General features: G+C 37.6%; 25 protein-coding genes. 5 read left to right on the top strand and 20 right to left on the bottom strand.

All coding sequences use genetic code 11. The features are described 5' to 3' along the window. Positions 1-7: 7 nt before the first annotated feature. The 20 genes from A3G9_RS0103040 to A3G9_RS0102945 form a co-directional block, all read right to left on the bottom strand. Positions 8-775, bottom strand: a complete 768-nt coding sequence (locus A3G9_RS0103040; RefSeq protein WP_002820543.1) for a TrmH family RNA methyltransferase — start codon at positions 773-775, stop codon at positions 8-10. After that, a complete protein-coding gene (gene yidC, locus A3G9_RS0103035; RefSeq protein ID WP_002816372.1) occupies positions 775-1,809 on the bottom strand; it encodes a membrane protein insertase YidC in 1,035 nt (344 codons plus the stop codon). Before yidC ends, A3G9_RS0103040 begins: the two co-directional genes overlap by 1 nt. Before the next feature lie 11 nt (positions 1,810-1,820). Further along, the gene (locus A3G9_RS0103030) at positions 1,821-2,366 is read right to left on the bottom strand and encodes a DUF177 domain-containing protein (RefSeq protein ID WP_002820545.1); all 546 of its coding nucleotides are present in this window, start codon (positions 2,364-2,366) and stop codon (positions 1,821-1,823) included. Further along, the gene (locus A3G9_RS0103025; protein WP_002820546.1) at positions 2,363-3,496 is read right to left on the bottom strand and encodes a nucleotidyltransferase; all 1,134 of its coding nucleotides are present in this window, start codon (positions 3,494-3,496) and stop codon (positions 2,363-2,365) included. Before A3G9_RS0103025 ends, A3G9_RS0103030 begins: the two co-directional genes overlap by 4 nt. Further along, positions 3,496-4,236 (bottom strand): class I SAM-dependent DNA methyltransferase, encoded by a 741-nt coding sequence (locus A3G9_RS0103020; protein ID WP_002820548.1) that lies wholly within the window; start codon positions 4,234-4,236, stop codon positions 3,496-3,498. The genes A3G9_RS0103025 and A3G9_RS0103020 overlap by 1 nt, the downstream gene beginning before the upstream one ends. Before the next feature lie 3 nt (positions 4,237-4,239). After that, entirely contained in the window at positions 4,240-4,602 is a 363-nt protein-coding gene (gene rsfS, locus A3G9_RS0103015; RefSeq protein WP_002820549.1) for a ribosome silencing factor, read from the bottom strand. A gap of 4 nt (positions 4,603-4,606) precedes the next feature. Then, positions 4,607-5,176, bottom strand: coding sequence for a bis(5'-nucleosyl)-tetraphosphatase (symmetrical) YqeK (gene yqeK, locus A3G9_RS0103010; RefSeq protein ID WP_002820550.1), 570 nt, complete (start codon positions 5,174-5,176; stop codon positions 4,607-4,609). After that, complete coding sequence (gene nadD, locus A3G9_RS0103005) at positions 5,176-5,838, bottom strand: nicotinate (nicotinamide) nucleotide adenylyltransferase (protein WP_002821125.1); 663 nt, start codon at positions 5,836-5,838, stop codon at positions 5,176-5,178. Before nadD ends, yqeK begins: the two co-directional genes overlap by 1 nt. Then, positions 5,822-6,142, bottom strand: coding sequence for a YhbY family RNA-binding protein (locus tag A3G9_RS0103000; RefSeq protein WP_002821126.1), 321 nt, complete (start codon positions 6,140-6,142; stop codon positions 5,822-5,824). Before A3G9_RS0103000 ends, nadD begins: the two co-directional genes overlap by 17 nt. 14 nt (positions 6,143-6,156) lie before the next feature. Beyond that, complete coding sequence (gene yqeH / locus A3G9_RS0102995) at positions 6,157-7,314, bottom strand: ribosome biogenesis GTPase YqeH (protein ID WP_002821808.1); 1,158 nt, start codon at positions 7,312-7,314, stop codon at positions 6,157-6,159. Continuing rightward, positions 7,301-7,822: a YqeG family HAD IIIA-type phosphatase gene (locus tag A3G9_RS0102990; protein WP_002820554.1), complete on the bottom strand. Its 522-nt coding sequence runs from the start codon at positions 7,820-7,822 to the stop codon at positions 7,301-7,303. Before A3G9_RS0102990 ends, yqeH begins: the two co-directional genes overlap by 14 nt. A 39-nt stretch (positions 7,823-7,861) precedes the next feature. Next, the gene (locus A3G9_RS0102985) at positions 7,862-8,830 is read right to left on the bottom strand and encodes a 3'-5' exoribonuclease YhaM family protein (protein ID WP_002820556.1); all 969 of its coding nucleotides are present in this window, start codon (positions 8,828-8,830) and stop codon (positions 7,862-7,864) included. After that, on the bottom strand, positions 8,823-11,288 hold the full coding sequence (locus A3G9_RS0102980; RefSeq protein ID WP_002821809.1) for an ATP-binding protein: 2,466 nt from the start codon (positions 11,286-11,288) through the stop codon (positions 8,823-8,825). Before A3G9_RS0102980 ends, A3G9_RS0102985 begins: the two co-directional genes overlap by 8 nt. Beyond that, a complete protein-coding gene (locus A3G9_RS0102975; protein ID WP_002820558.1) occupies positions 11,288-12,529 on the bottom strand; it encodes a metallophosphoesterase family protein in 1,242 nt (413 codons plus the stop codon). Before A3G9_RS0102975 ends, A3G9_RS0102980 begins: the two co-directional genes overlap by 1 nt. A gap of 18 nt (positions 12,530-12,547) precedes the next feature. Then, positions 12,548-12,892: a YlbF family regulator gene (locus A3G9_RS0102970; RefSeq protein ID WP_002820559.1), complete on the bottom strand. Its 345-nt coding sequence runs from the start codon at positions 12,890-12,892 to the stop codon at positions 12,548-12,550. 42 nt (positions 12,893-12,934) lie between these two features. After that, a complete protein-coding gene (locus A3G9_RS0102965; protein WP_002820560.1) occupies positions 12,935-14,998 on the bottom strand; it encodes a transglycosylase domain-containing protein in 2,064 nt (687 codons plus the stop codon). A gap of 2 nt (positions 14,999-15,000) precedes the next feature. Then, positions 15,001-16,701: an arginine--tRNA ligase gene (gene argS, locus A3G9_RS0102960; RefSeq protein ID WP_002820561.1), complete on the bottom strand. Its 1,701-nt coding sequence runs from the start codon at positions 16,699-16,701 to the stop codon at positions 15,001-15,003. Positions 16,702-16,776: 75 nt separating this feature from the next. Continuing rightward, positions 16,777-17,058 carry a hypothetical protein gene (locus A3G9_RS0102955; RefSeq protein ID WP_002816692.1) on the bottom strand — a complete coding sequence of 94 codons (282 nt, stop codon included), beginning with the start codon at positions 17,056-17,058 and terminating at the stop codon, positions 16,777-16,779. A 26-nt stretch (positions 17,059-17,084) separates the two neighbouring features. Further along, positions 17,085-18,584: a Mur ligase family protein gene (locus tag A3G9_RS0102950; protein WP_002821127.1), complete on the bottom strand. Its 1,500-nt coding sequence runs from the start codon at positions 18,582-18,584 to the stop codon at positions 17,085-17,087. A 91-nt stretch (positions 18,585-18,675) separates the two neighbouring features. Next, positions 18,676-19,869, bottom strand: coding sequence for an AAA family ATPase (locus A3G9_RS0102945; protein ID WP_002820564.1), 1,194 nt, complete (start codon positions 19,867-19,869; stop codon positions 18,676-18,678). Here A3G9_RS0102945 and A3G9_RS0102940 point away from each other — a divergent pair. The 5 genes from A3G9_RS0102940 to A3G9_RS0102920 all read left to right on the top strand — a co-directional run bounded on the left by A3G9_RS0102940 (position 19,868) and on the right by A3G9_RS0102920 (position 25,126). Next, on the top strand, positions 19,868-21,049 hold the full coding sequence (locus tag A3G9_RS0102940) for an aminotransferase class I/II-fold pyridoxal phosphate-dependent enzyme (RefSeq protein ID WP_002820565.1): 1,182 nt from the start codon (positions 19,868-19,870) through the stop codon (positions 21,047-21,049). The genes A3G9_RS0102945 and A3G9_RS0102940 overlap by 2 nt on opposite strands. Further along, positions 21,042-22,220 carry a pyridoxal phosphate-dependent aminotransferase gene (locus A3G9_RS0102935; RefSeq protein WP_002821811.1) on the top strand — a complete coding sequence of 393 codons (1,179 nt, stop codon included), beginning with the start codon at positions 21,042-21,044 and terminating at the stop codon, positions 22,218-22,220. The genes A3G9_RS0102940 and A3G9_RS0102935 overlap by 8 nt, the downstream gene beginning before the upstream one ends. Positions 22,221-22,255: 35 nt before the next feature. After that, the gene (locus A3G9_RS0102930; protein ID WP_002820568.1) at positions 22,256-22,828 is read left to right on the top strand and encodes a LemA family protein; all 573 of its coding nucleotides are present in this window, start codon (positions 22,256-22,258) and stop codon (positions 22,826-22,828) included. 257 nt (positions 22,829-23,085) lie between these two features. Continuing rightward, a complete protein-coding gene (gene gndA / locus A3G9_RS0102925; RefSeq protein WP_002821812.1) occupies positions 23,086-24,519 on the top strand; it encodes an NADP-dependent phosphogluconate dehydrogenase in 1,434 nt (477 codons plus the stop codon). A gap of 142 nt (positions 24,520-24,661) precedes the next feature. Next, positions 24,662-25,126: a nucleoside 2-deoxyribosyltransferase gene (locus A3G9_RS0102920; protein WP_002816702.1), complete on the top strand. Its 465-nt coding sequence runs from the start codon at positions 24,662-24,664 to the stop codon at positions 25,124-25,126. The last annotated feature ends 84 nt before the right edge of the window (positions 25,127-25,210 follow it).

The raw sequence follows: 25,210 nt of genomic DNA, 5'->3' as shown, positions 1-25,210 counted from the left end.
AGGAAAATCAATTTAATGCAAACATTAAAATTCCACCCGCAACGGCGACGTTTAATGATTCGGCTTTGCCTAAGAAATTAATATGCAAATTTTCACTAGTTTTAGCTTGAATTTCCGGATCGATCCCCTGTCCCTCATTACCAAGAATCAAAGCGAAATTCTTTTCCGGAACCACTGTTTTATAGTCAACTGAATTTTCTGACAAAGTACTACCGTAAACGTTATAATCATTAGCTTCAAGTTTATCGACCCAATCATTCAAATCGACTTCTTTAACCAACTTCAAATGAAACTGACTGCCCTGCATTGCCCGAACGACTTTTGGATTAAAAGGATCAGCAGATTCTTTTGATAGTGCAACGCCAGAAAAACCAGCGGCATCCGCCGTTCTAATCAAAGTACCAACATTTCCCGGATCCTGTATTCTGTCCAAAAGAAGCCAGGAACCATTATGCACATATTTAGGATCAAAAGAATTGTTTGGAAGGCTTGTTTGAGCGAAAATCCCCTGTGGAGTATTGGTTTTAGCAATATGGCGGGCAACCTCCTCGCTTACTTGAAAAGCCGGTACACCCTGAGGAACGTCAATCAAATGCTGATCCATCTGCTCTTCAGTAGCAATTACAGCCTGAATTGGTGCCGCTTGATTCAAAGCCTCTTGAACCAGGTGCCAACCGTCAAGCATATAAGTTCCGGATTTTTCGCGGCCCTTTAAAGTTTGTAGACTAGTCCAAATTTTAACTCTTGAATTTTGATTCGAAGTAATAATTTCCATTATATTTTTGGTTTCCTTTGCTGTTTACCAGCATTGCGCTTATGAGCGTTATTTTTTTTGTTATTTTTTTTAGGTGAAACTTCTGTTTCCGTTGAAACTTCATTCGTAATATCCTTGACGAGTTCTCCTTGACTGGAATTATTGGTTGCCTTGGCCAACAAATCATCAACGACATTTTTCACTTTAAATTCTTTGCGAATCTTTTCCTGCAATTTTGGACGAATTTTGAGCAATATCAAGGTTTGAATCAAAACGAAAAATCCACCAACAACAAAGTAAAGTCCTAAGGCTGCTGATTGAAAAATTGCAAAGAAGAACATCATAATCGGTGTAAACCATATCATTGTTTGCATTTGCTTTCTCTGAGCTTCAGGAGTTGTTTTCAACATAAACCAAGACTGGGCAAGATAAAAAATTCCGGCAATAACAGCAATCGTTATCGAAGGTTTATATAATGCAATACCAAAAAAATGAGACCCATTCAACAAAAAGGAGGAACTATAAGTTGCCGGGTTAATGTGATCAGTTTTTAAAACACTTGTTGACAATCGGATAGCTGTATACAAACTGGAAATAATCGGTAATTGAATCAGCATTGATAGAAAATTAACACCACCAATCATCGATACATTGTTTTCTCGATATACAGACATCATGGCTGTATTCACTGCAACTTTTTCTTCTTGAGTCTGAGCCGTTTTCATAGCAGCTTGGACTTTTGATAGCTGCGGCTGAAGCATTGCCATTTTTTCCGATTGAATGGTAGCCTTGCGCTGTTGATCAAACATAATCGGAAACAGAACAATTCGAATAACAGCTGTTATCGCAATGATTGCAAAACCAATACCATTGGTTGATTTGAAAACATCATTTGCCATCCAATGCATAAAAGCAACCATATATTGACCAATCCACAACCAGGTTCGACCGGTCTTCGTATACCCGCCAGTCATTAATAAAATTTCCAAAGCAATCAAGAGCAGTATGATTAATCGTCTAACTGATTGCCATGCACTCGTTTTTTCTTTACTCATAAGATAATATTCTACCTGTCTTCATCGTTGTCTGGAAAGAAATCACCAAGATTCTGTGTTGTTTCTTTATGATCTCCGCTTTCAGGTTCAACGTAATCCTCTTCATCGATCAATTTCCAACCCTTGCCGGAAATAGGTTTCTCCTTTAATTCTTCATCAGTATAAACAGCAATCGGCAATTCGGTAACAATATTTTCCAAAATAGCCGCATCCAAATCCAACTGGTTTCTTTCGATTAAAAATACCTGTTCGGTTTGCGCAAACGCATCAAGAGTTTCCTGGTCCTGAACGTAAAGTTCATCCATTGGTATTTCAAAAGAATATTGAACCGGATAAAAACTGCGTGCCGAAGGTAAAACAGCCACCCCTTCGATCTTCAAAGACACAGATATCTGGTCATTTTTCTCGTAACTAATTTCGCCTGTGACATGTAAAGGTTTTAAGTCTAACAAACGATCGGAAAAATTCTCGCGAGCCGGAGCAGACAAATCAATTGTTTCATCAACAAGCAGCGGTGTTCTTTCATATTTCCGTAATTGTTGAATTAAATATTTCATGATTGAATGGGCGTCCTTTTAATATCCTGCGTACTTTTATAGTCCATAATCTGGTTATAAACCAAACCAGCCTTATAGTCGATCGCTAATGATTTATTAGCCGTTTTTTGATCAACATGACTAATCGTTGGAAAATTAAATCGGCCTTTTTTTTCATGCAAATACTGTCTCCCTTTTTCTGTAAATCCCAACAAACGGTGGTATGGATTCTGCATTGCCAAGTTCATTTGATCAACTTTAATATTCAACAATATATACACCAATACTCTATGCAAACGCGCAAAAGTATATCGCTTTGACTTAATTAAAGCAAGTAATTCGCCAAAATCGGACGGATTTTTTTCAATCGCTTGTTTGATTAAATACTCCATTCCTTCATTCACTTGATAGATTGACCTTATTTGACCCAAACCGTCCGTTGATAAACGATATTTTAATAGTTGAAAGAGCCTTGCTTCATAATCAGTATATTGTAAATCACTCATCGGTGTGTAAGAGTCAACATTTTGCCCTTCCGATAAAGCTTTTCGAATGGCAGTTGCCGAAGCAATTTCACCATCATTTAGAAATTGATCATGGTAATCCGCGGAAACTCGCGAAATCGTTCGCAGTTTTATTTTTTCTGTTAAATTCTGGTTCAAAATTGCTTTTGCATAACTAAAAGCCAGAATGTCATTGGCGTTTTCGAGATAGAAGCCCGTTTTTTCCTCCAATGCTGCTGCATAATTACTGGCAAAAGTTCGATTTTTTTTATCGAAATTCGAATTTCCCGAAATATCAGGTTCATGTGCTGCTAAATTAATAAAATCAATATCAGCATGTTCCGATCCGCATATGATCGAGGAAACCTGCAAATCAGAAAGTAAGCGAACAGCTCCCTGCGCAAAAATCTCACCCGCTTGAACAGCATAATAAAAAGGAAGCTCAAAAACCAAATCTGCTCCAGCATCAATCGCGGCCTGAGCCCTTTTCCATTTATCGGTGATTGCCGGTAAACCCCGTTGAACCCAATTTCCTGACATCAAAACGATCGTCACATCGGCCTTCGTCAATTCCTGAGCTTTTTTTAAGTGATATAAATGGCCGTTATGAAAAGGATTGTATTCAGTTATTAAACCAGTTGCTTCCATTACTTCTCCGCAACAAAAAATGCCCGCGTAGTATCCCTGGTGATTTTTCCACGACCAAAATCAGAAGTCAAATGAATATTTCTAAAGCCAATCTCTTTCAGTAAAGAAAGATACTTTTCAGGTGGATAGGTTTGTTCATGATGAACCTCGCGAACCATTTTAAAGGCATCGATCCCTTCTTGATAAACAAAAAACTTTAAATCGTGATCAACAGAATTTTTTATATCTCCAGGAAAACTCGTCCACATAAAAATTTTCTCAGGATCATCGTCATTATTATACATATAATTCCTGTAAACAACATTGACCTGATAAGGTGTAATAACATCAAAAAGAAATTTGCCGTTTTTTTCAAGATGATTGAATACCTCGAAAAATGTTCTTTTCGTTTCTCCAATATTTGATAAATAATTTAAAGAATCGGCAAAACAACTAATCAAAGGAAAACGCTTATTTAAATGCCAATTTTGAGCCATATTGGCTTGAAATAAATCAAAACTAAAATTATTGTTCTCAGCACGTTGCTTTGCCAGAGATAACATTTGACTCGACAAATCTAAAATCGATACCTGATAGCCGGACTTAGTCAATAAAACAGCCAGTTTGCCAGAACCACCCGCTAAATCCAATATCCGATTATTGCGACTATTATCCTGAACAAAGCCGTTCCAACTAAGATACATATTCGGGTCAAAAAGTTCATCATATAATTCCGCGAAAATTGAATAATTAGGATTCATTAATCAAAATTCCGCAGTAATCCAGTCAGAAAGATCAACCGTCTTTGCTTCACTCCACAAATGTTCAAGCTTGTAATAATCGCGTTTTTCCGTTGTAAACAAATGGACCACCACATCGCCATAATCAAGCAGAACCCAATCATCTTCGCCCAAACCTTCAACATGAGACGCCGAAATACCTTTTTTATGTAGCTGATCAATAATTTCTTCGGCAATTGCCTGAACCTGACGACCAGTATCAGCACTGGCAATCAGAAAGTAATCAGAGATAATTGATAAGTCACGAATATCCAAAGCAATTAGATTCTCGGCTTTTTTGCCATCGGCAATTTGAACAATTTTTTCTAACAATTCTTTGCTTTCCACTTATTTATTTTCCTCCAACCCAGTGATTATATGCATAAATCGTTTTTGGATAAATTGCCCAGTGATTTCGTACCAAACGTGTAACCGAAAATTGCAGCTGCCAGGCCACACCATCATTTAAAGATTGGTCAGTCACTTCACGAGCAACATCTGTATCGGAAAAATTACGACCAAGTTCCAAAAAATCAGACATATAAACTATTTTATCAAGAGTAGTCATTTCGATGTCGGCAGTCGTATGACGACGAATTGAGTTTAATAATTCTTCATCATCAATTCCTAATTCGTCTTTAGCAAATTCAGCGCCGACAATGCCATGCCAAATAGAACTATCCCATTTCTTTAAATCAGGATCTAAATTTTTTTTGTCGATCTCGGCCAAAAAATCAGCCCTGCTGCGTTCTTTGGCATAATCATGAATCAAACCTCCGATTTGGGCCTTGTCCTGATCATAGTTGTTTAATTCCGCAAGATGAACCGCGTATTCGCCTGTTCGAACAACGTGTTCAAAACGTTCACGAGAAAGTGCCGCTTTCACTCGAGGATATAAATAATCATATTTTGGATAAGCCATTAGGAAAACCTCCCTTGGTATAAACCATACTCAGCTATATCAGCTATATATGCAGCAACAGCATCCGGGATTAAATAGCGAACAGATTGACGAGTTCTTAAATGAGAACGAATGTCGGAAGAAGAAATATTCAACCAATTAACATATGTCCAAATCGCCTCAAAATCAGAGACACGCCTTACTCCAGGCTCTTCAATCGCAACCAAATGAACTAACTTGTTCAGAGCGGAAACATTATCCCAACTGCTTATTTGGCGAATTAAGTGAGCTCCCAAAATCAGGTAATATTCGTTTTCCGGATGCTTCGATGATATTTTCTTTAAAACATTATAGGTCGACTGCTGGCCACCATCGTGAATTGGCGTTAATTCAATACCAAACTTTGAATTACCACGAATTGCCAGCCTGATCATCTCGGCTCTGGCAGATGGTTCAACAGCGTTTTTATGGGTTCCGCCAAAAAGAATTGCGTCAGGCATAAAATAAATCTTATCAAGCCCTAATTGGTTGCAAACCTGTTCGGCAGCTATCAACTGCCCGTTATGAATCGGATTAAAAGTTCCACCAAAGATACCGATTCGATGTTTTTCCTTTTGACCATCCAATGCTGCCTTCGGATGAACAAAGGTTTTTGTAGAAGCAAGACTAGTGAGCAAGTTCATTTACCTCAACTGAAATTTTTTGATAATCAGGATTTGAAGAAGGCAAATATAGAAGAAGCGTATGACCGATTTTTTGTGCAATCGTAATCTGAGAATTTTTTTGTATGAATTTAATCGCTGCATCGATGTCGACAACTGCACTTTGTTGTAAACTAATTTTAATTAATTCGTGAACTCTTAGAGCATCCAATACCTGGCCCAACCAAATTTTTGTTAAACCGTTTTTCCCTACACTAAAAATAGCCGGTAGCTGATTACCCTGCGATCGCAAATATCTTTTTTGTTTACCTGATAAAATTTCCATTGCTTTTATTCTATCTAAATTTCAGCCTGGCGTACGGAAAAGGCCAAACCTTTTGGCAAATGAAAACAAATTGGAGCCGAATCGTGAAAAGTAAACCATCCAAGTCCGGCAATCGCAAAATCCTGATTAGATTTTAATTTAATTTCTTTCTTTTCAAGCTCCCGATATTCTTTCAAGACGGTTGGTTTAAGTAACCTTCCGGCTTGGGAACTGAATAATTTTTCAGCATTTTCAATTTTTCCACGATGCAATTCAATATTGTTCTCAAAATAAGCCGTTACAGAAATTTTCGACTTATTCAAGAAATCGATCCATCCAAGGCCAGCAAGAAAAATAGCCTGGCCTTTCGATAGTTGAAGAGTTCCTGCTTTCACTTCCTTATTTGGAAGCAAATATTTAAAATCTTTAGAATCAATAAAATGGGCCATTTGAGAATCGTGAATAATTCCCGGAGTGTCAATTACTCTCGTTTTTTCTGTCAAAGGTATTTCAATTTTATCGAGTGTCGTTCCAGGGAAACGAGAAGTGGTAATAACCGATCCGCGACCGGATATTTGTTTGATAATTTGATTAATTAATGTCGACTTGCCAACATTGGTCACCCCAACAACAAAAATTTCTTCATATTCATCGATATAATCGGAAATTTCTTCAAGTAAATACTGACCCGAATCACCCTTGTCAGCGGATAAAACAACCGTTTTTAAAACTTTAATTCCTTCGTTCTTAGCCTCTTTTGTCAACCAATTAGCGATTTTGTTTTTTTTCACGGATTTAGGCAGAATATCGAATTTGTTCCCTACTAGAACAACCGGATTATTACCAATGAAACGAGTCAATCCATTAATCATCGATCCACCAACATCAAAAAGATCCACAAGATACAAAACGAGGGCCTTTTTATCAGATATAGAAGTTAATATCTTTTGAAAATGATCCGAATCAAAAGCAACTGGTTCTATTTGATTATAGTTTTTTAATTTAAAACACCGCTCACAAAGTAAATTGATCGGATCATCGACTGAATTTAAGGAACTCAAATAACTGCGCAATTTGTGTTCATTTAAATAACCGGGAACACCTCTTTTTGTGGATTGAAATCTTGCGCCGCAACCGATACAAACAATTCCATCATTTAATAATTGTGTAACTTGGTCTTCACTCAGGGTCAACTATGTCGTCCTCCCAATTTTCCTTTTTATTTTTTGTGACCAGTTTTGCAAAATAACGATTAATTCTAGTTGGAAAGCCATCCGTTTCGATCAGAGGTTTAACCAATACACTCCTGACTCCGGCTAAGTTCGCTGCAACAATGTCAGTCATAATTTGATCGCCAACCATGATAACCTCTTCCTTTGACAAATTAAAATCCCTAAGAGTTTTTTTAATCCCTCTTGGTAGTGGCTTTAAAGACCAAGACTCAAAGGGTACCCCCAAGGCTTTAACAGCTTTCTTGACTCTACCGGTAGAGTTATTCGAAACAACGATTAAATTTATTTTAGCATCCAATAATTTTTCATGCCACACAAAAAAATCATCTCCACCTTCTGGTTTGTTCCAAGCAACCAATGTATTATCCAGATCGGCCAGTACAGTTGTAATTCCATGTGATTTAAGCGCCCGAGGACTGATACCCCAAGCTTTTTTAACTCGATAAGTTGGTTCGTAAATCCCTTGCATTGAGTTTTATTGTAACAATCAACTCAGACAATTTGTCCGTCAATCATCATTTTGATCGCTTTTTTCCGATAAATCGGTTTTTGGACGATAATAAGCCTGATTATCAGCAGCAAAAATCTTTTCCGAAAAATTACCAGCCGAAGTCTTGTTAACGGCGGTTGTGATTAATTGAATATGTGAGTCAAGATCGTCTAATTTAGATAAAACAAAGGCTTCTAATTCTCTTGGCTGAATTGGAGAACCAAATTCCAGTTTATTGTGATGACTCAAAATCAAGTGTCTCAACAAAAGCATATCCTCGGAATTCAAATCAAAGCCAAGTTCTTCTGCAGCCTGAACGATAATTTCATCGCCAATTACAATGTGTCCGAGCAACTGTCCTTCAGTTGTATATTCTGTCCCAACAGGTCCAGAAAGCTCTTTTGTCTTGCCAATATCATGCAATAAAGCACCAGCCAATAATAAAGAACGATTAATTTGAGGATATAAATCAGAAACAGCCAAGGCTAGCTTGGCAATTGAAAGTGAATGAAACGCCAGTCCACCGCGATAAGCATGGTGAATTTTTTCAGCAGCCGGGTATTCATAATATTTGTCAGCATATTTATTTAAAATATTGCGAACAACCCGATTCCAAGTCGGATTGGTAATTTGAAACAAAAGATCGTTAATTTGCGATTGAAGTTCTTTTTTCGAAACTGGCGAACTAATTTCATACAAAGAAGGGTCACTGGGTTCAGTTTCATTGGCCAATCTGATTTCTTGAATCTTCAACTGTGGCTTGGATTGATACTCATCTTGTAGAACATTTAAATAAACAACTTTTCCAGGCACGTAATTGGCAACGTCTTCCTCACTTGCGTCCCAGAGATTAGCTTGAATCTCACCAGATCGGTCCGTTAAAGTCAAACGAATATATGGGGAACTTTTGCTAGTCATTCGTTTTTCAGCCGATTTGATCAAAAGATAAATACTATAATTTTCACCTTTTTTATGTTCGTTAAGCATTGGCAGCCTCCCCTAGATTAATAATATTGCTTTGCGAGAAATTTTGGTCCGGATTAGCTGTAAAGTAGATGATCTGATATTTTTCAGCCAAACGGTGCAAGATATTGTCCATGATACTTTTTCGTTCAACGTCAAAATTGACAAAACTATCATCTATCAAAAAAGGCAAGGAGTTTTTTTCGGCAACTGATTCGGCAAAGGCCAAACGCAAAGAAACATACAGTTGCTCGGAACTGCCCTTGGAAAGTTCATAAGAATAAAACTTTTCGTTCTGTTGATTTGCCACTAGCAAAGAATTATCGCCAAAAATAATACTTACATATTTATTTTCGGTTAATTCGGCAAAATATTGTTCTGCTCTGGATCTGATCTCCGGCATACGTTTATGGCTAATCTGATAAAGACTTTCATTAATCCAGCTGAAAGCTAACTTATTAGCAAAATACTCAGTTAAATCGTTATTTATGTCTGTTTCCAAATCCGATTGCTGTTGCAATTTAGTCTGATAGTCTGTATCGGAGCTGGCATTCAACAAAGTCGCATTCAAATTCAATAACTGCTGATTTTCCTGTTTGATTTCCCCTTCAATACTATCGATCCGAACTTTTAGGGCCTGTTTCTTTTTAGTGATTTCTTCAACTCCACCAAGTTCTTTAATTTGATTTTCTTTTTCCGGCGTTAAAAGCTGGTTAATACTCTCAAGCTGATTGAGTCTCTGTTTATTTTTAATCTTCTCAGCTTGAAGGTACTGGAAATTTTGATAATTATCGACCTTGAGATAATTAAAAATCTGTTGTTGCTCACTTTTTAAATTCTGCAAATGGCCAATTTGCTGCTGACGATTTTCGTCAACGAGTTTTTTTTGCTCTTTTGATAATATGGCCGACTGCCTTTCATCTCTAATTTCATTCAAAATTACCTGAATTTGATCAATTAAAGCATCATGGTCCTGTTTAGCAGATGGTAAAAATTCGCGAAGCGAGTTTGCTAACTTGAGAATCGAATTAATTTTAGAAAGATGCGACTGCTTTTCATTTTGTAGCTGTTGGAATTGATCGATTTTCTGGTGATATTCCTGCAAATGATTTTGCGAATCAATAATAGTATCCAAGCTCACTTGATTGGAGTAACCATATTGGGAAAGATTTATCGACTGTTTTTTTGGCCTTTCAAAAAATGACAACAAGCCGCCAATGAACAAAACTCCAGCACCGCAAATCCAAAAAGGATAAGGGAATGCAGGGGTCTGAAATCCTTTAACAATTCCAAAAACACCTAAAAGCATCAAAATAATTCCGATAATAAAAAATACAGTAATTGATCTGCTTGGCTGAATCGAAACTCCCTGCGGCAATGCTCTTGGAATTCGATCGCCGAATTTAGTTTTTAGATCATTTTGCAACTCGCTTAAGCGGCTTGAAATGTTCTTAATTTGATTATCATTCTGATCGAATAAATTATTTTCGGCAATCAAATTAGGAATCGACTTATCAAGTAAGTCAATATCGGTACGATTATTTTTATAAATCGTTAATAGTGGATTTTCAGCAATAATAGTCGATTTGTTTTCGCTTTTATCTAGATTTATTCCTTTAATTTGGCTTTGAAGTTTTTCAACCCGCTGCTCAATTTCTTCGGTTAAATTGCTGATTTGCTGATCAGAAAAGCGATCATTGGTCTTCGGCATCGAAATTCTTTCTTTTCGATTGAAAAGGCCCGATAATTCGATCAGTTTGGAGAATTCATCCATTTGTTTCTTTAAATTATGTAATTGAGAATCTAATTCGGCAATTCGTTTCAAAGTCGATTTTTTTTGTTGGGAGCTCTTGCGATAGTCACTTAACTGCCCACCCATTGAATTCAATTGGTTGGAGATCTGCTGGTGTTCGGCCAGCAACTGATTAATCGGCCGTTTAGAGGTTTTCGTGAGACCAAACATTACGCTGGCATTTTTATCCAATTCTTTACTAAGGGACTGCCACTGATCGGCATTGACTACAGAAAAACTAAGTAATCGATCAGAAAGTTCTTTGCCGGACAAACTTCTGATTTCATTTAACTGCTCTTGATCAAAGGAAAAAATATCTTCAAAACTGTCCTGACTAAAAGGTGACAATAATTTAGTTAGGAAGATTTCGGGATTATTGACGTGATTACCATTTTGATCGGTAATTTCAAGCTTTGACTGTGTTCGGCCGAGACGGGACACATCCCAAAGACTACCGTCCTGTTCAAAAACAAGGTCTCCACCGTATTGAGATCTATTCCGCGGCTCGTATAAATTACTACTTTGCCGTTTATTTTGAGCAAAACCAAATAAAATCCCCGTAATAAATTGACGAAGTGTTGATTTACCGGCTTCGTTTTGACCATAAATAACCTGCAAATCATTTTTGAAATCCAAGTTAAAGTCTGAAAATTTACCAAAACCGGAAATATGAATTCTCTTAATTTCCATCAACTTATCCTTTCTGAAATTATTTGTTCTGCTTTGGACATCAGTTTTGCCTGAACATTTGGATCAGTAAAATGCCGAATCACAAACTGCTGATTAGAATTGAAGGTTCTCAACAAAGCCTGATTAAAACTTTGTTCATCAAAAACATCATTTTTGGCTGCCTGCCAGTATCGTTCTTCCAACTGATTAAAATTATCTTTTTTTTGATCAACATTTAAATCCATTTTGATCAAAAACTGCTTTTCTCTAATGGTTTTTGAATTAACCAGATCCAAAAAACTTGTATCAGTAAGCTGATCAAGAATTTTTTCCGGAAGCGAAGCCGATAAATTAACTCGAATCGCATTTAGACTCATTTTTTTATGATTAAAACTTAATAATTCTTGAACAATTAAATCGGAAATATTTGAAATCGCGCTCTGGTCGTTAATTGATAACTCAAAACTATCAAATACAAAACTGCTGCAAGGAACAAATTCCGCTGTCAAACCGCCCTGATCATTTTCATCACTGACAAAATAAACACCTTTTTCACCCGTTTCAGTCAGATCAAGGCCCTGGGGATCGCCAGAATAAACAATTGCTGGATTTTTTGAAAGTACTTGCCGAACATGAATGTGCCCTAAAGCCCAGTAATCGTAATTTAAAGCCTGCAAATCACCAACCGAAAAAGGCGCGTAATTATTTGCCGATGAATTTCCTTGGCTCCCGTGATACATGCCGATTTGGTATGTGGCAGATTGATCGCGGCTTGGATATAAAGGTACAAGACTTTCCCGTGGGTTGCGAACAACAAAACTTGTACCGGTTATCGCAACTCGCTTGCCATCCCATGAATCATGAAAAAAAGTTTTTGCTTTAGATTTTGGAAAAGCATGGACATTTTCAGGCCAGATAAAATCATTTTCGACATCCGATTGAAAATCATGATTACCAAAAGATATGAAGGCTTCAATTCCGGCTTCTTTTAAATTTTGAAATTGTTGATTCAAAAAATTATAAAGATAAGCGCTTTGTTGACTAGAATCGAAAAGATCACCCGGAAAAAGAACGAAATCAACATGTCGATCTACGGCTAATTTGATAACGTTGGAAAAAGCTGTAAAAGTTGCTAAAGCAATTTGTTTTTTTACTTCCTCCGGAAGATTTATTTTACGATCAATTCCACTGATCGGATTGCCTAAATGAATATCTGCTGCGTGAATAAATTTCATTTTTCCTCGATTATAAAAACCGGACATGCCGGATTTGAATTTCTTTTAATTATTCAAATAAAGCTCATTAAGCGGCGCAGTGATAATTTCATTAACTTCGCCAAGCATATTATTTAAATTTTGTTCAACAACACTTAAATCTTTAATTGGTTTAAGTTGCTGAGCTTTTTGAGCGGTGGTTTGCCAACGCTGAATTTGTTCCGGCTTTGGTTCCTCACCCTTAGATTGAAGTTCTTGAATTTCTTTTTGAGCCACTTGAAAATCATGAAAAGCACTGTTGGCCTCCTGATCGGCTCTCACTTTTGCCAAAGCTGTCGAAAGCTGTTTAAACTCATCTGAATCCTGTAATTCTCTTGCCATTAATTTAGCTTGATCAAATAATGTTGCCATATTATCTCCTGTCTCATCAATTTTATCAAAGCATCGACACGATTACTGTTTTAAATGTTCCTGAATGAAATTAGACAAGCTATTCCAAGCATCAGAAATCTTATCTTTGATCCCGGCGAATTGGTTGCTGATATTTTTGCCTGTTTTCCCAGAGTTATTAAATAAATTTTTCAATTTATCAAGCCAACTTGAACTACTTTCTTTTGTACTTGATTGACTGCCGAAGGCTGTCTGTGGAGAATTGGAAATTAATTGTTCGGTTTGAACCTTAAATAACGGGCCTAACGATTCGCTCAGATAGGTTGGCAATGTTTTACCAGTCGTTGAAACATCATAACCCTGCCAGGAAGCAACTACCAGATCAGGTGTATAAGCAATTGCCCATAAATCTTTTGAGGCATACTGGATACTTGTATTATCGACATCTTGTGTTGTTCCGGTTTTGCCGGCAACTTTGTAACCGCTTGGTGCTGCCGCGGCTCCCGTTCCGTCTTTATAAACGCCGAACATCATAGTAGTCATTTCATTTGCGACTTTTTTTGAAATAACTTGTTTTTGTGTAACGTCGGGACGATTGACAATCACGCTACCAGTCGCATCAACAATTTTCGTAATGTAATGGGCAGCCGACATCTTCCCATTATTTGCAAAAGCTGTATAAGCCTGTGCCATTTCCTGGGGTGAAACGCCTTCTTTCATCCCACCAAGTGCCAATGCAAGATTTTCATCGGATTTTTCTACTGGGAGACCAAATTTTTTTGCATAATCGTAGCCTGTCTTAACACCAATCTTATCCAACAAATAGACAGCCGGAATATTATACGAATCCGCAATAGCGGTCGCCATATCAACTTTGCCTGATTCATATCCCAAAGCATTTGTTGGACGATAGTTTCCGGAAAAAGTTATCGGCGTATTCGGAAAAGTACTTGTACTACTATATCCTCGGCTTAAAGCAGGTGCATAAACGACCAGAGGCTTGATTAAAGAACCAGGAGAACGTCTAGCCTGAATTGCTCGATTGAAGCCTCGGAAAACATGTTTCCCACGGCCGCCGATTACAGCCAATACGCCACCGGTTCTGGCGTTTAAAGCAATTGAAGCGGATTGGTCATCTTCGACTGGAAAAAGATATTTATTGCTGTAATCTTCCTGCAAATCTTTTTGGTCTTCCTGATCAAGTGTGGTGTAGATTTTATAGCCACGGTTCATAATTTCTGTTTCGGTCAAATGATACTTGCTGATTGCCTCATCGATTACGGCATCAAAAAACCAAGGATATTGATAATTTGTTTTTTGACTTACATTGGGTGTCTTCGCGACTACTTTCGTTTTCTCGATAGCGGTGGCTTTTTTTTGACTAAGCTTATCGTTTGAAACCATGTTCTGCAAGACTGTATTTCGTCTCGAGGTTGCATACTTCAAATACTTTGTTGGATCGTAAAGAGTTGGATTAGCCAGCATTCCGGCAATCGAAGCTGCCTGAGAAACAGAAAGGTTAGCGGCCGAAACACCAAAATATCCCTCGGCAGCATCTTCGACACCATAAATATTATGGCCAAAATATGATGAATTAAGATACATTGAAAGAATTTTATTTTTAGAATAATTTTTTTCGATTTCAATCGATAAATAAAGTTCCTTAAACTTTCGCGTAAAAGTCTGTTCCTGACCAAGATAAGCATTTTTGGCTAGCTGTTGGGTTATCGTTGATCCACCACCGGAAATATAATTCCGACCGGTTATTTTGTTACGAACAAATAACCACAAAGCCCGGGCATATCCGCTAAAAGAAAAACCAAATTCATGATAAAAATTACGATCTTCAGTCGAAAGAACGGCCTTCCTCAAATTTGGAGAAATTTCTTTCAAACTGACCTGAGTTCCTTTTTGGTCAGCTAATTCACCGGCTTTTTTTCCACTTTTGTCATAAATAGTTGTTGGCTTGGCCAACTGCTGAGACAATTTGTCCACATCAGCCATTTGAGCCTGAACAATCAGATAAAATGATCCAACAAAAAAGACCACAAGGAAAAACAAAATAACCCAGCGGACTAGTTGGAATTTTTTAATGAAGAACTTAAATTTTTGATTCTTTTTAAACAAAATTACATTTGGTTAGGTGCAGAAACTCCTAATAAATTTAAACCACTCTTCAAAACGGAACATACGCCCTGGACTAAAGACAAACGCGATTGCATTTTTTCATTGTTAACAAGAATCTTGGTGTGTGCGTAATAAGAATTGAAATCACGAGCCAGACTCAATAAATATTTAGCAACAATACTTGGTTCCCGAAGCTGCCAAGCACGTTTAATCATTTCCGGATAAGCCGATAGTCTTGAAACAATCGGCCAGGCTTCTTCATCAACAAAAGTTACCCCAGTATTCAAAATGGCTTGCTGCCCGGATTTCCTCAAAATGCTCATTGCCCGAGCATGTGTATACTGCACATAAGGCCCAGTATCTCCCTCAAACTGAACGATTTTTTCTAAATTGAAATCGATCGATAGATTTCGATCCTTCTGTAAATCATTAAAAACAACCGCACCTGCACCAACTTCTTCGGCAACATGATCCGCATTTTCAAGTCCCGGATTTTTTTCAGAAATTTGTTCGGCAGCCAATTGACGAGCTGTATCCAAAACATCAACCAAAGGAACAATATTTCCTTTTCGAGTCGACATTTTTTTTCCGTTCATTGTAATCATTCCAAAACCAATATGTTCGATATCATCAGCCCAATCATCTCCGGCTAACTTCAGAATTGCTTTCATCTGATCGAAATGGTCCTTTTGTTCAGCGCCAACAACATACAGGGACTTAGCAAAGTCATACGCATCGTGACGATAAATAGCAGAGGCCAAATCTCGAGTAATGTATTGAGTCGCCCCGTCAGAACGTTTTATCATTGCTATTGGATAATTATCTTTTGGCAATAAATTAGGCAAATCAACTATTTCCGCCCCTTGAGACTCAGTTAACAAACCTTTGGAAGCAAGCATTTTCACAACCGGCTCCATCTTATCGTTATAAAAAGCTTCACCATTCATCGAGTCGAAACTAACTCCCAAACGATCGTAAACTTCCTGAAATTCCTTTAAAGAAACGCTTTTAAACCAATTCCACAGCTTAACAGCCTCTGGATCGCCGTCTTCTAATTTCTTAAACCAAGCCCGTCCAGAATCCTTTAAAGATTTATCTGTCTCCGATTCTTTGTTAATTTTGACATAAAGTTTAACTAATTCATCGACCGGATTTTTGTTGATTAGCTTATCATCGCCCCATAGTTTGTAAGCGGCAATCATTAAGCCAAATTGAGTTCCCCAGTCACCAAGAAAGTTTATTTTTATTGTTTGGTAACCATTTGCTTTGGCAATCTTGGAAATTGCTTCGCCAATTACGGTCGAACGTAAATGTCCCATACTCATAGGTTTGGCAATGTTGGGAGAAGACATATCAATAACAATTTTTTTACCGGCACCTTGGTTATTCCTGCCAAAATCATCATTCAGTAGAATTTCTTTCAATAATTGATTAGTAAACTCAACTCTTTGGATAAAAAAATTAACATAAGGCCCAACAGCTTTTACATTGGCAAAATTGGTTCGATCAATTTCATCGGCAATTTTCAAAGCAATTTTTTGAGGTGCCTCATGAAATTTAGCGGCTAAAGAAAAAGTCGGAAAGGCATAATCGCCCCTATTAAGATCCTTGGGTTTTTCAACCAATTTCTCAAGTTTGTCTAAATCAAAAGTATTTTCTAAAGTTTGATTAATTTTTTCTGCAATAATATGCGTAAAATTCATAAATCTAATTATACAGACCCTTCCGAATTAAAAAACCGCAATCGCGGTTGAAGTATTATTATTCATTATTTTCGATTACTTTTTATTGCCATCGCCATCTGCCGGCTTTGGTTTCGGTCCATGTTTGATAATTTCAACTGAATCCATCGGCACAACAGCTCGATGATTCATCTCCGTAACGGTTATCTGATCATCTTTTTGGTTATCGGTAATTTCGATTAAAAGCGAATTTTCATAAATTCTTTCAACCTGCCCGGTAATAGGGTGTTGCAAACCGCCGTAAGGCTCAGCCAACAAAACATCACCGATTCGAAACTTCGAATTTTGTTCAGCTAATTCATTTGGTTTAAGTGGCATATTTTCTCCTTAACCGTGCTATTCTATCAGACTTTCTCAATTTCGGCTAAAAACTCTTCAGCAACCTTTTTATCTCCAAGATAAGGAACATCGACGTGATTTGTTTTTTGAAAGGCATCTTCCCCTTTGGCTGCCAGAACAACCAGGTCATTTATATTTGCTTTTTTAATTGCCTCCTGAATTGCTTTGCTGCGATCGAGTTCTTCGTGAAGTTCGACATTCGGATTGCTGATTGCTTTTCTAATCTGATTATTTATTTGATGTGGATCCTCGGTACCCGGATCATCAGTCGTTAGATATGCAACATCGACAAATTTACTTATAACTTCACCGAATTGAGAACGACGATCTTTGCCTTTATCTCCTGGAGATCCGAGAACAATGATAATTTTGCCTCCTTGATGCTGAGATTTCAAGAAAGTTAATAAAGTTGTGACAGCTTGACCGTTATGGGCGTAATCAACAATGATCAAACCATGCGATTTGGTCTTTATTTTCACCATTCGACCAGGGATTTGCAATTCTGCCAGTGCTTTTTTAGCTTTTTCCGGTTTAAAACCCATTTCGCGAACCATTGCAATTGCAACCGAAGCATTATAGATATTAAAAACACCAGGAATGTCCAATAAGAATTCTTGACTATTCCCTTTTTCTGTTAAATAGAAAATCGATTCGTCAAGGTCCGCTTTTTTAATATGGAAATTGACATCAGCTTTTTTATTTTCGGAAACAGAAACTGTTTTTGCTCCAAAAGATTTTGCATGATCAATAAATTCCTGTCCATGAGCATCATCGATATTCGAGACAAAAACGTCGGAATTCTCCGCAAGCATTTTTTTATGAGCCAAATAATCAGCAAAGGTTGGATGCTCATTAATACCAATATGGTCAGGACTAATATTTAAAAAGGCACCCACTTTAAAATGAATTCCAAAAACGCGATTTTTTAAATAGGACTGGGAACTGACTTCCATCACTAAGTACTTATTACCGTTATCGAGTGCTTTTTTCATATTGGAGAAAAGTTCATAAGACTCTGGGGTTGTCAATTCGCTTTTAAATTTAATTCCCCGACCTAAAAAGGTATCGATCGTTGAGAACATAGCAGTTTGATGGTTGGTCAGCCGATCTAAAAGACTATAGGCCATGTAAGTAGAACTCGTTTTTCCTTTTGTGCCCGTGATTCCGAGAATTTTCAACTTCTTTTCCGGATGGCCAAAAAATTCTGCAGACAGAACCGCCAAAGCAATTTGTGAATTAGAAACAATCCAATGCGGCAAATTCGGAATATTTATTTTTTCTTTCCGACTCGTCACAATGCCGGAAATTTTATCAAGTAAAGAAGCTGTTAAATATTCTATTTTAAAAGCGCCTTTTACGACGAAAAGTGTGTTCTTCTTTGTGACTTTACGAGAATCAAATTGTAAATCATCAAAGTGCCGCCTTATTTCGGAAGGTTTCTCCACTAGAATACCCGCTTCATTCAGCGATTCAGTAACAATTTCATTTGTAAAATCTTCTCTCATACCTTAAATATTGTAGCGGTTTTAATAAGTGAGAAACTAATAATTAACAATGCGTAAAATATGGAAACGAAGAAAAATACCGTCCAAAAGATTATCGATGATGTTCAATATCGAAACTGGTGTATTTTTCAATTGCATCAAGAGCCTGCAAGTAACGCGCATAATATCCGGCCGGATCGTCAGTCTGGTTCTTTGCATTTAAAACAACCATTTTATCGGAAAAACCATAAAAATCGATTAAACGGATTAATTCCTGATAATAAGCAACTGGATCAATTGCTGCTCCGGTGAAACGAATAACCTTTCTTCTCGGATCGCTGAAAGGTGGAATCACAAGAATTAAATCGAATTCCTCAGCCGAAATAATTGTATTATACAAATGTTTTAGCTGCAGCCGCTCATCCTGATTTAATAATAAATTCGAATAAGCTTGAAGGCTGATGGCATCCCCATTAAAAATTGCCAAACCATTATTTGCTGGTGAATTGATTTCCAATGAATTAGCCTGATACTGACCTTGAATGATATTCGAATAGTCCTTAATGTCCATTTCCGAATCAGCAACATTCGATTCTTCCTGATAAATCGCCGCAAAGTCATCTGAAAAAGGCGAATTGGCAGAACGGGCCAATCGTCTAATCAAGGTTGATTTCCCAGAATTGGAAGATCCCATTACAACAACTTTTTGGACAAAATGGCGACGAAAAACACGATTGATATAATCCCAGTATTTTAAAGGCTCTTTTCTTATTTTAGTTGCCGAAATATTTAAAATTGTGCGATCCATTAAAGAAACGCGAAATTGAGGGTTATCCCCTAGTCGCTTTTCTATCTCCTTTTTATAATCCGGTTCACCGGTATAAAAAGTAATTTTCGCATTTTTGTTAACGATATTCCGTTTAATAATTCCTAATAATTTATCCAGCCAAACGTCCCAGCCGTCAGGCATCTTTGGAATCCCATCTTCATTTAAATAATCAACTTTAATCTGCCATTCGTCGGCAAAAGCCTGTCGTAAATAACGGAAACGTTTCCGCAACGGCAGGCCAATTTGTTCGCCCCGATCGCCGGTGTATCCCGAAGTTACAACGAGTACGCCATCATTTAAAGCAGCCGCTTTGTATATTTCAGCTTGATGACCAACGTGTAAGGGCGCGAATGTACCGAAAAAGACGCCTATTCGCTCCCCGGCAAGATTTTCTTTTGTCAAATTTGTCACATAATTCATCACAAATATATTAACATTCGATTTTTGTCGATTTTTCCTTTCGTATAATGTAAACATGTCTAATTTTATACTTCCATTAAATAAAACCGTTGATAATCTAAGAAGAGACCCGATTCTTGATTTTCAAGCCAAAATTAGGAATATCGACGATTTGATTCAGTTGACATTCGGTGAACCTGGATTTACCGTAGATGATCGAATCAAGGCGGTCGCTAAAGTTTCAATCGACCATGATCGAAGTCATTATGCAAATTCACAGGGAGAAATCAATCTACGTCGTGCTGCTGTCTCCTATTTCAATCGCCATTTTCAGTTGAATCTTAAAGGGGTTAATGACGTCTTGGTAACTCAAGGCGTCAGTGAAGCAATCAATGTTGTTTTCATGACAATTCTGGAACGTGGAGACGGAGTAATAATTCCCGAACCAAGTTACTCACCGTATTCAACCAGTCTAGCTTTGGCGGGAGGAGTAAAAGTGCCACTTGATACTTGCGAACACAATTTCAAAATTACTCCTGAATTGATCGAGAAAACAATTGATAACGCAAATATACCAGTCAAAGCAATTTTAATAAATTATCCAGCCAATCCAACGGGGGTGACCTATTCAAAAGAAGAACTACTGGCGATTGCAGATACCTTGAAAAAACATAAAATCTGGGTTATTTCCGACGAAATATATGCTGCATTGACATATTCAGGTGAACATACTTCGTTATATAAAATCATTCCGGAACAATCGATCTTATTGACTGGATTATCGAAGTCTCATGCAATGACCGGTTACAGAATCGGTTTTATCTTTGCAAGCAGCGAATTGATCGAGAAAATGCTAACAGTACACGAAGCTCTGGCCTTTGCCGTTTCAACTCTCAGCCAGGACGCTGCTTTTGCCGCCTTGACAGTTGGCGAAGATGTGCCAGAATACGCTTTAAAAGCATATCGTAAACGACGTGATCGTCTGCTAAAAAAATTGACTGAACTGGGTTTTGAATCAGTTAATCCGCAAGGTGCTTTTTATGTTTTTACCAAAATTCCGAAAAGTTTCGGCAACAATGGTTATAAATTTGCCGTTGATTTGGCGAACAATGCCAAAGTTGCTGTCCTGCCGGGAGAAGCCTTTAGCAAAAATGCAAAAAATTATATCAGAATTTCCTACGCAAGTTCCGATTCGGATTTAGATGAAGCTTTAAGGAGAATGACAAACTATATAGAAAAGGGAACAAAATATGAATAAAGCGACCCATCCTTTAAGTGACAGAATTAAAAACATTCCCCATGATCCAATGCTCGACTTTTTGGATAAAGTTGAACAAAGCGATGATTTAGTGGACCTTGGTTTTGGCGATCCGGATTTCGCTGTCAGCAAAAAAACAAAAGAAGCTTTTAAAACAGCAATTGACGCGGATCGTTCACACTATGCCGATGGTCAGGGAATCCTTGAATTAAGAGAAGCCGCTAAAGGTTTTTATAATAAAAAATACGATTGCCGAATTGAGAGTGCTAATGATGTTCTCGTAACCGTCGGTGCTGCCGAAGGAATTAATCTGGCCTTATTAGCTCTTGCGAATCCCGGTGACGGAGTGATGATTGTTGAACCTGAATATTCGCAATATTCAACAGCTTCGTGCTTGGCAAGAGCCGCTAAAATTCCGATCGATACCAAGCAAACCGCTTTTAAACTGACACCTGAATTGATCAAAAATGCTTATAACGATGCCATAAGTAAGGGAATCAATCCAATTGCAATTGTTATTAATTATCCAAATAATCCCACTGGGATAACCTATAACCGGTCTGAATTAAATGCTCTGGCAAATGTTTTTAGAGAATTGAAAATCTGGGTTCTCAGCGATGAAATTTATGCCGAACAAACCTATATCGGAAATCACGTGTCCCTCTATTCGATTTTACCCGAACAAACCATCCTAATTACCGGTTTATCAAAATCCCATTCAATGACTGGATATCGATTTGGTTTCGTAATCTCTCATGGGCAAGTAATGAAAGCTATGCGCAAAATACATGATACCCTTCTAACCTGCGTTGCAACTCCAATACAGGATGCAGCGGCTTTTGCATTAAAAAATGATCCAGATGCCGGCGTAAAAACACGCTCTACATATCTTGAGCGTGTTACAAAAGTTACCAATGCTTTAAATGCACTTGGATTTCAAGTAAAACTTCCTCAGGGTGCTTTTTATGTTTGGGCAAAAATTCCAGATAAATTTGGTGATGATGCCGACAATTTTTGTCTTGATTTAGCCCAAAGAGCCCGGGTGCAAATTTTCCCTGGTTCGATTTTTTCAGATACGGCAAAAAACTACGTCAGAATTTCTTGCGCAGGAAGTGATGCTCGTCTGGATTCAGCCCTAAGAAGAATAACCGACTATTTACAGAATTGCTGAGCGTCAATGTTAAAATTGACTTAGTGGAGGAATTTATGTCGATCTGGTTAATTATTATTTTGCTCCTAATAATTCTGCTGGCTCTTTACACAGCTGTAACCTATAACGGACTCGTCAAAGGAAAAAGCAGCGTATTAGAGGCAGGCTCGGCAATCGATGCGCAGTTAAAACATAGAAACGACTTAATTCCTAATTTAGTTGAAACGGTTAATAAATTTGCATCAAATGAAAAAGATGTTTTAGGAGATGTTGTTAAAAGTCGAGATATTAGCCAAGCCACTTTAGACAGTAATGCTGATCTGAATGAAAAGATGGCGGCCTCGGATAATTTGACAAGTGCATTAAACCGTTTAATTACTGCTACCGAAGCTTATCCGGATTTAAAGGGCAACGTTGATTTCGACAAATTGATGAAAGACCTATCAAATACCGAAGATAAAATCTCTTATACTCGCCAAATGTTCAAATCGACTTCTAATAATTTTAATAACAGCCTCCGGCAATTTCCAGCAAGTATAGTCGCACAAAGTTTTAAATTCAGCCCTTTTGAATCGTTAAAAACCGAAGAAGAGAAAAAAACTGCTCCGAAAGCTAATTTTAAGGCCTGAATAAAAACGTGAAAAATGCCCTTTGATTTTTAATCGTTTTTATAAAGGCTTTTTATTTCTCGATAAATATCAATATTATCGACTTTTTATACATACAATTAGACTTGTGAAAAAGATAGAATTTTTCAAACATTTTCTCCCATTTTTACAAATATGATTCTTATTCAAACAGCCTATTTTTTTGAGATATAATGAAAATGTAATTGTGAAAAATCTATCAGATATAATTTCACAATTCTCAATTTGAAAGGAAATTTATGACTCAAGCAGATTTTGGTGTTGTTGGGATGGCCGTTATGGGCCGAAACATAGCATTAAATGTTGAAAGCCGCGGATATACTGTGGCAATCTTTAATCGTTCTCGTTCAAAGACGGACGATGTTATGGCAAAACATTCCGATAAGAAGTTAATCCCTTCTTTTACGATTGAAGACTTCGTTAAGTCGATCGCTAAACCACGTCGGATTATGTTGATGGTTAAAGCTGGTGCCGGTACCGACGCTGTTATTAACGAATTGATCCCACTTTTGGATAAGGGTGATATCCTGATCGATGGTGGAAATACCTTCTTTAAAGATACAATTGCCAGAAATGCACGTTTGGCAGATTCCGGCATCAATTTTATCGGAACAGGTGTTTCCGGTGGAGAACTAGGTGCCCTAAAAGGACCATCACTGATGCCTGGTGGCCAAAAAGAAGCTTACGAACTTGTTCGTCCAATTTTTGAACAAATTGCCGCTAAGGCTACTCAAGATGGTAAGCCATGTGTTACCTTCTGTGGTGAAAACGGTGCTGGCCACTACGTAAAAATGGTTCACAATGGTATCGAATACGGTGACGAAGAATTAATTGATGAAACCTATAACATTATGAGAAACGTGCTCGGACTTTCGGTTGACGAAATGGCCGACATCTTTAAAGAATGGAATAAAGGCGAACTTGATTCATATTTGATTGAAATCACGGCTGATATTTTGACTCGTAAAGATGATCTTGGATCTGATAAACCAATTGTCGACATGATCTTGGATCGTGGAAACAATAAAGGAACCGGCCGTTGGTCTTCCGGAGATGCTCTAGAAGTTCAGGTTCCTCAATCAGTTATTACTGAAGCCGTATACGCTCGCTATATTTCTATGATGAAAGACGAACGTGTTGCCGCCTCTAAAGTTTTGAACGGACCGGCGAAAAAAGTTGAACTTCCCGAAGATAAAAAAGAACTAGTTGAAAAAATTCGTCAAGCTCTTTACTTCGCCAAGATCATGTCATATGCCCAAGGATTTGAGCAACTGCGTTTCGCAGCTAAACAGTATAATTGGGACTTTGATTATGGCAAGTTGGCTCAAATTTGGCGTGCTGGTTGCATCATTCGTGCTGGTTTCTTGCAAAATATTACCGATGCTTATGATAAAAAGCCTGATTTAACTAATTTGTTGATGGATGACTACTTCAAAGATATTGCTAATAAGTATCAAGAAGCCGTTCGTGATGTTGTTGCTCTAGCTGTTAAAGCCGGTGTTCCGGTCCCAGCTCTCTCAGCAGCGGTTATTTACTTTGATTCTTATCGTTCTGAAGTTTTGCCTGCTAATTTGCTGCAAGCACAACGTGATTACTTTGGTGCTCACACTTATCAACGTGTTGACAAGCCATTTGACCAAGCTTTCCATTACCCATGGTATGCTGAAGCTTAATTGAAATTGTCTAATTAAAAATCGGTTTTTAACGGCCGGTTTTTTGTTTGCAAAAAATTAAATTAAAGCGCCAATCGACCTATTTGATAAAAAAGCCGGTAGTATAATAAATCGTGCAACTCTAAACGAAAGGTTAATTTACATGAATAAAGTTTATTTTGCTTGTTCTTGGTTTAGCGATTCTCAGACCAATTATATGAATCAAGGAATCGAACTGATCAAACAGAACAAGACAGTCGACTGGAAATACGCTTTTTATCCCCTCGATCACCAATATAAAGGTTTTTCAATCCCTGATCATCCGGAACTTTTAGAGGACACCGAATGGCAACTGGGAACTTTTAATGGTGATATGAATGGCATTAATAGCAGCGATTTAATCGTGGCTATGTACTTACCTAACGAACCGGATGAAGGCATAGCTTGGGAATTGGGATATGCCTATGCGATCCACAAGCCGATGGTTTTAGTGGTTCCAAACGAAAAGAACAAGCCGGTGAATCTAATGCCGGCCATGGGCGCAACAAAAGTCATCACAATTGACGAATTAAAGGACTTTGACTTTAACAACGTTGTTTATACGCCTTATACCGGTCAAGTCTATTAGAATAGTAAGGCATCGCGATTAAAGCGGTGTTTTTTTATGGGTAAATATATTTTCATTGACCGAAAACAGTCTAGATATTATACT

The sequence above is a fragment of the Oenococcus oeni DSM 20252 = AWRIB129 genome (genome assembly GCF_000372485.1).
Taxonomy (GTDB): domain Bacteria; phylum Bacillota; class Bacilli; order Lactobacillales; family Lactobacillaceae; genus Oenococcus; species Oenococcus oeni.
Note: the sequence above shows the minus strand (reverse complement) of the source record. Positions and strands in the feature narration are given on the sequence as shown.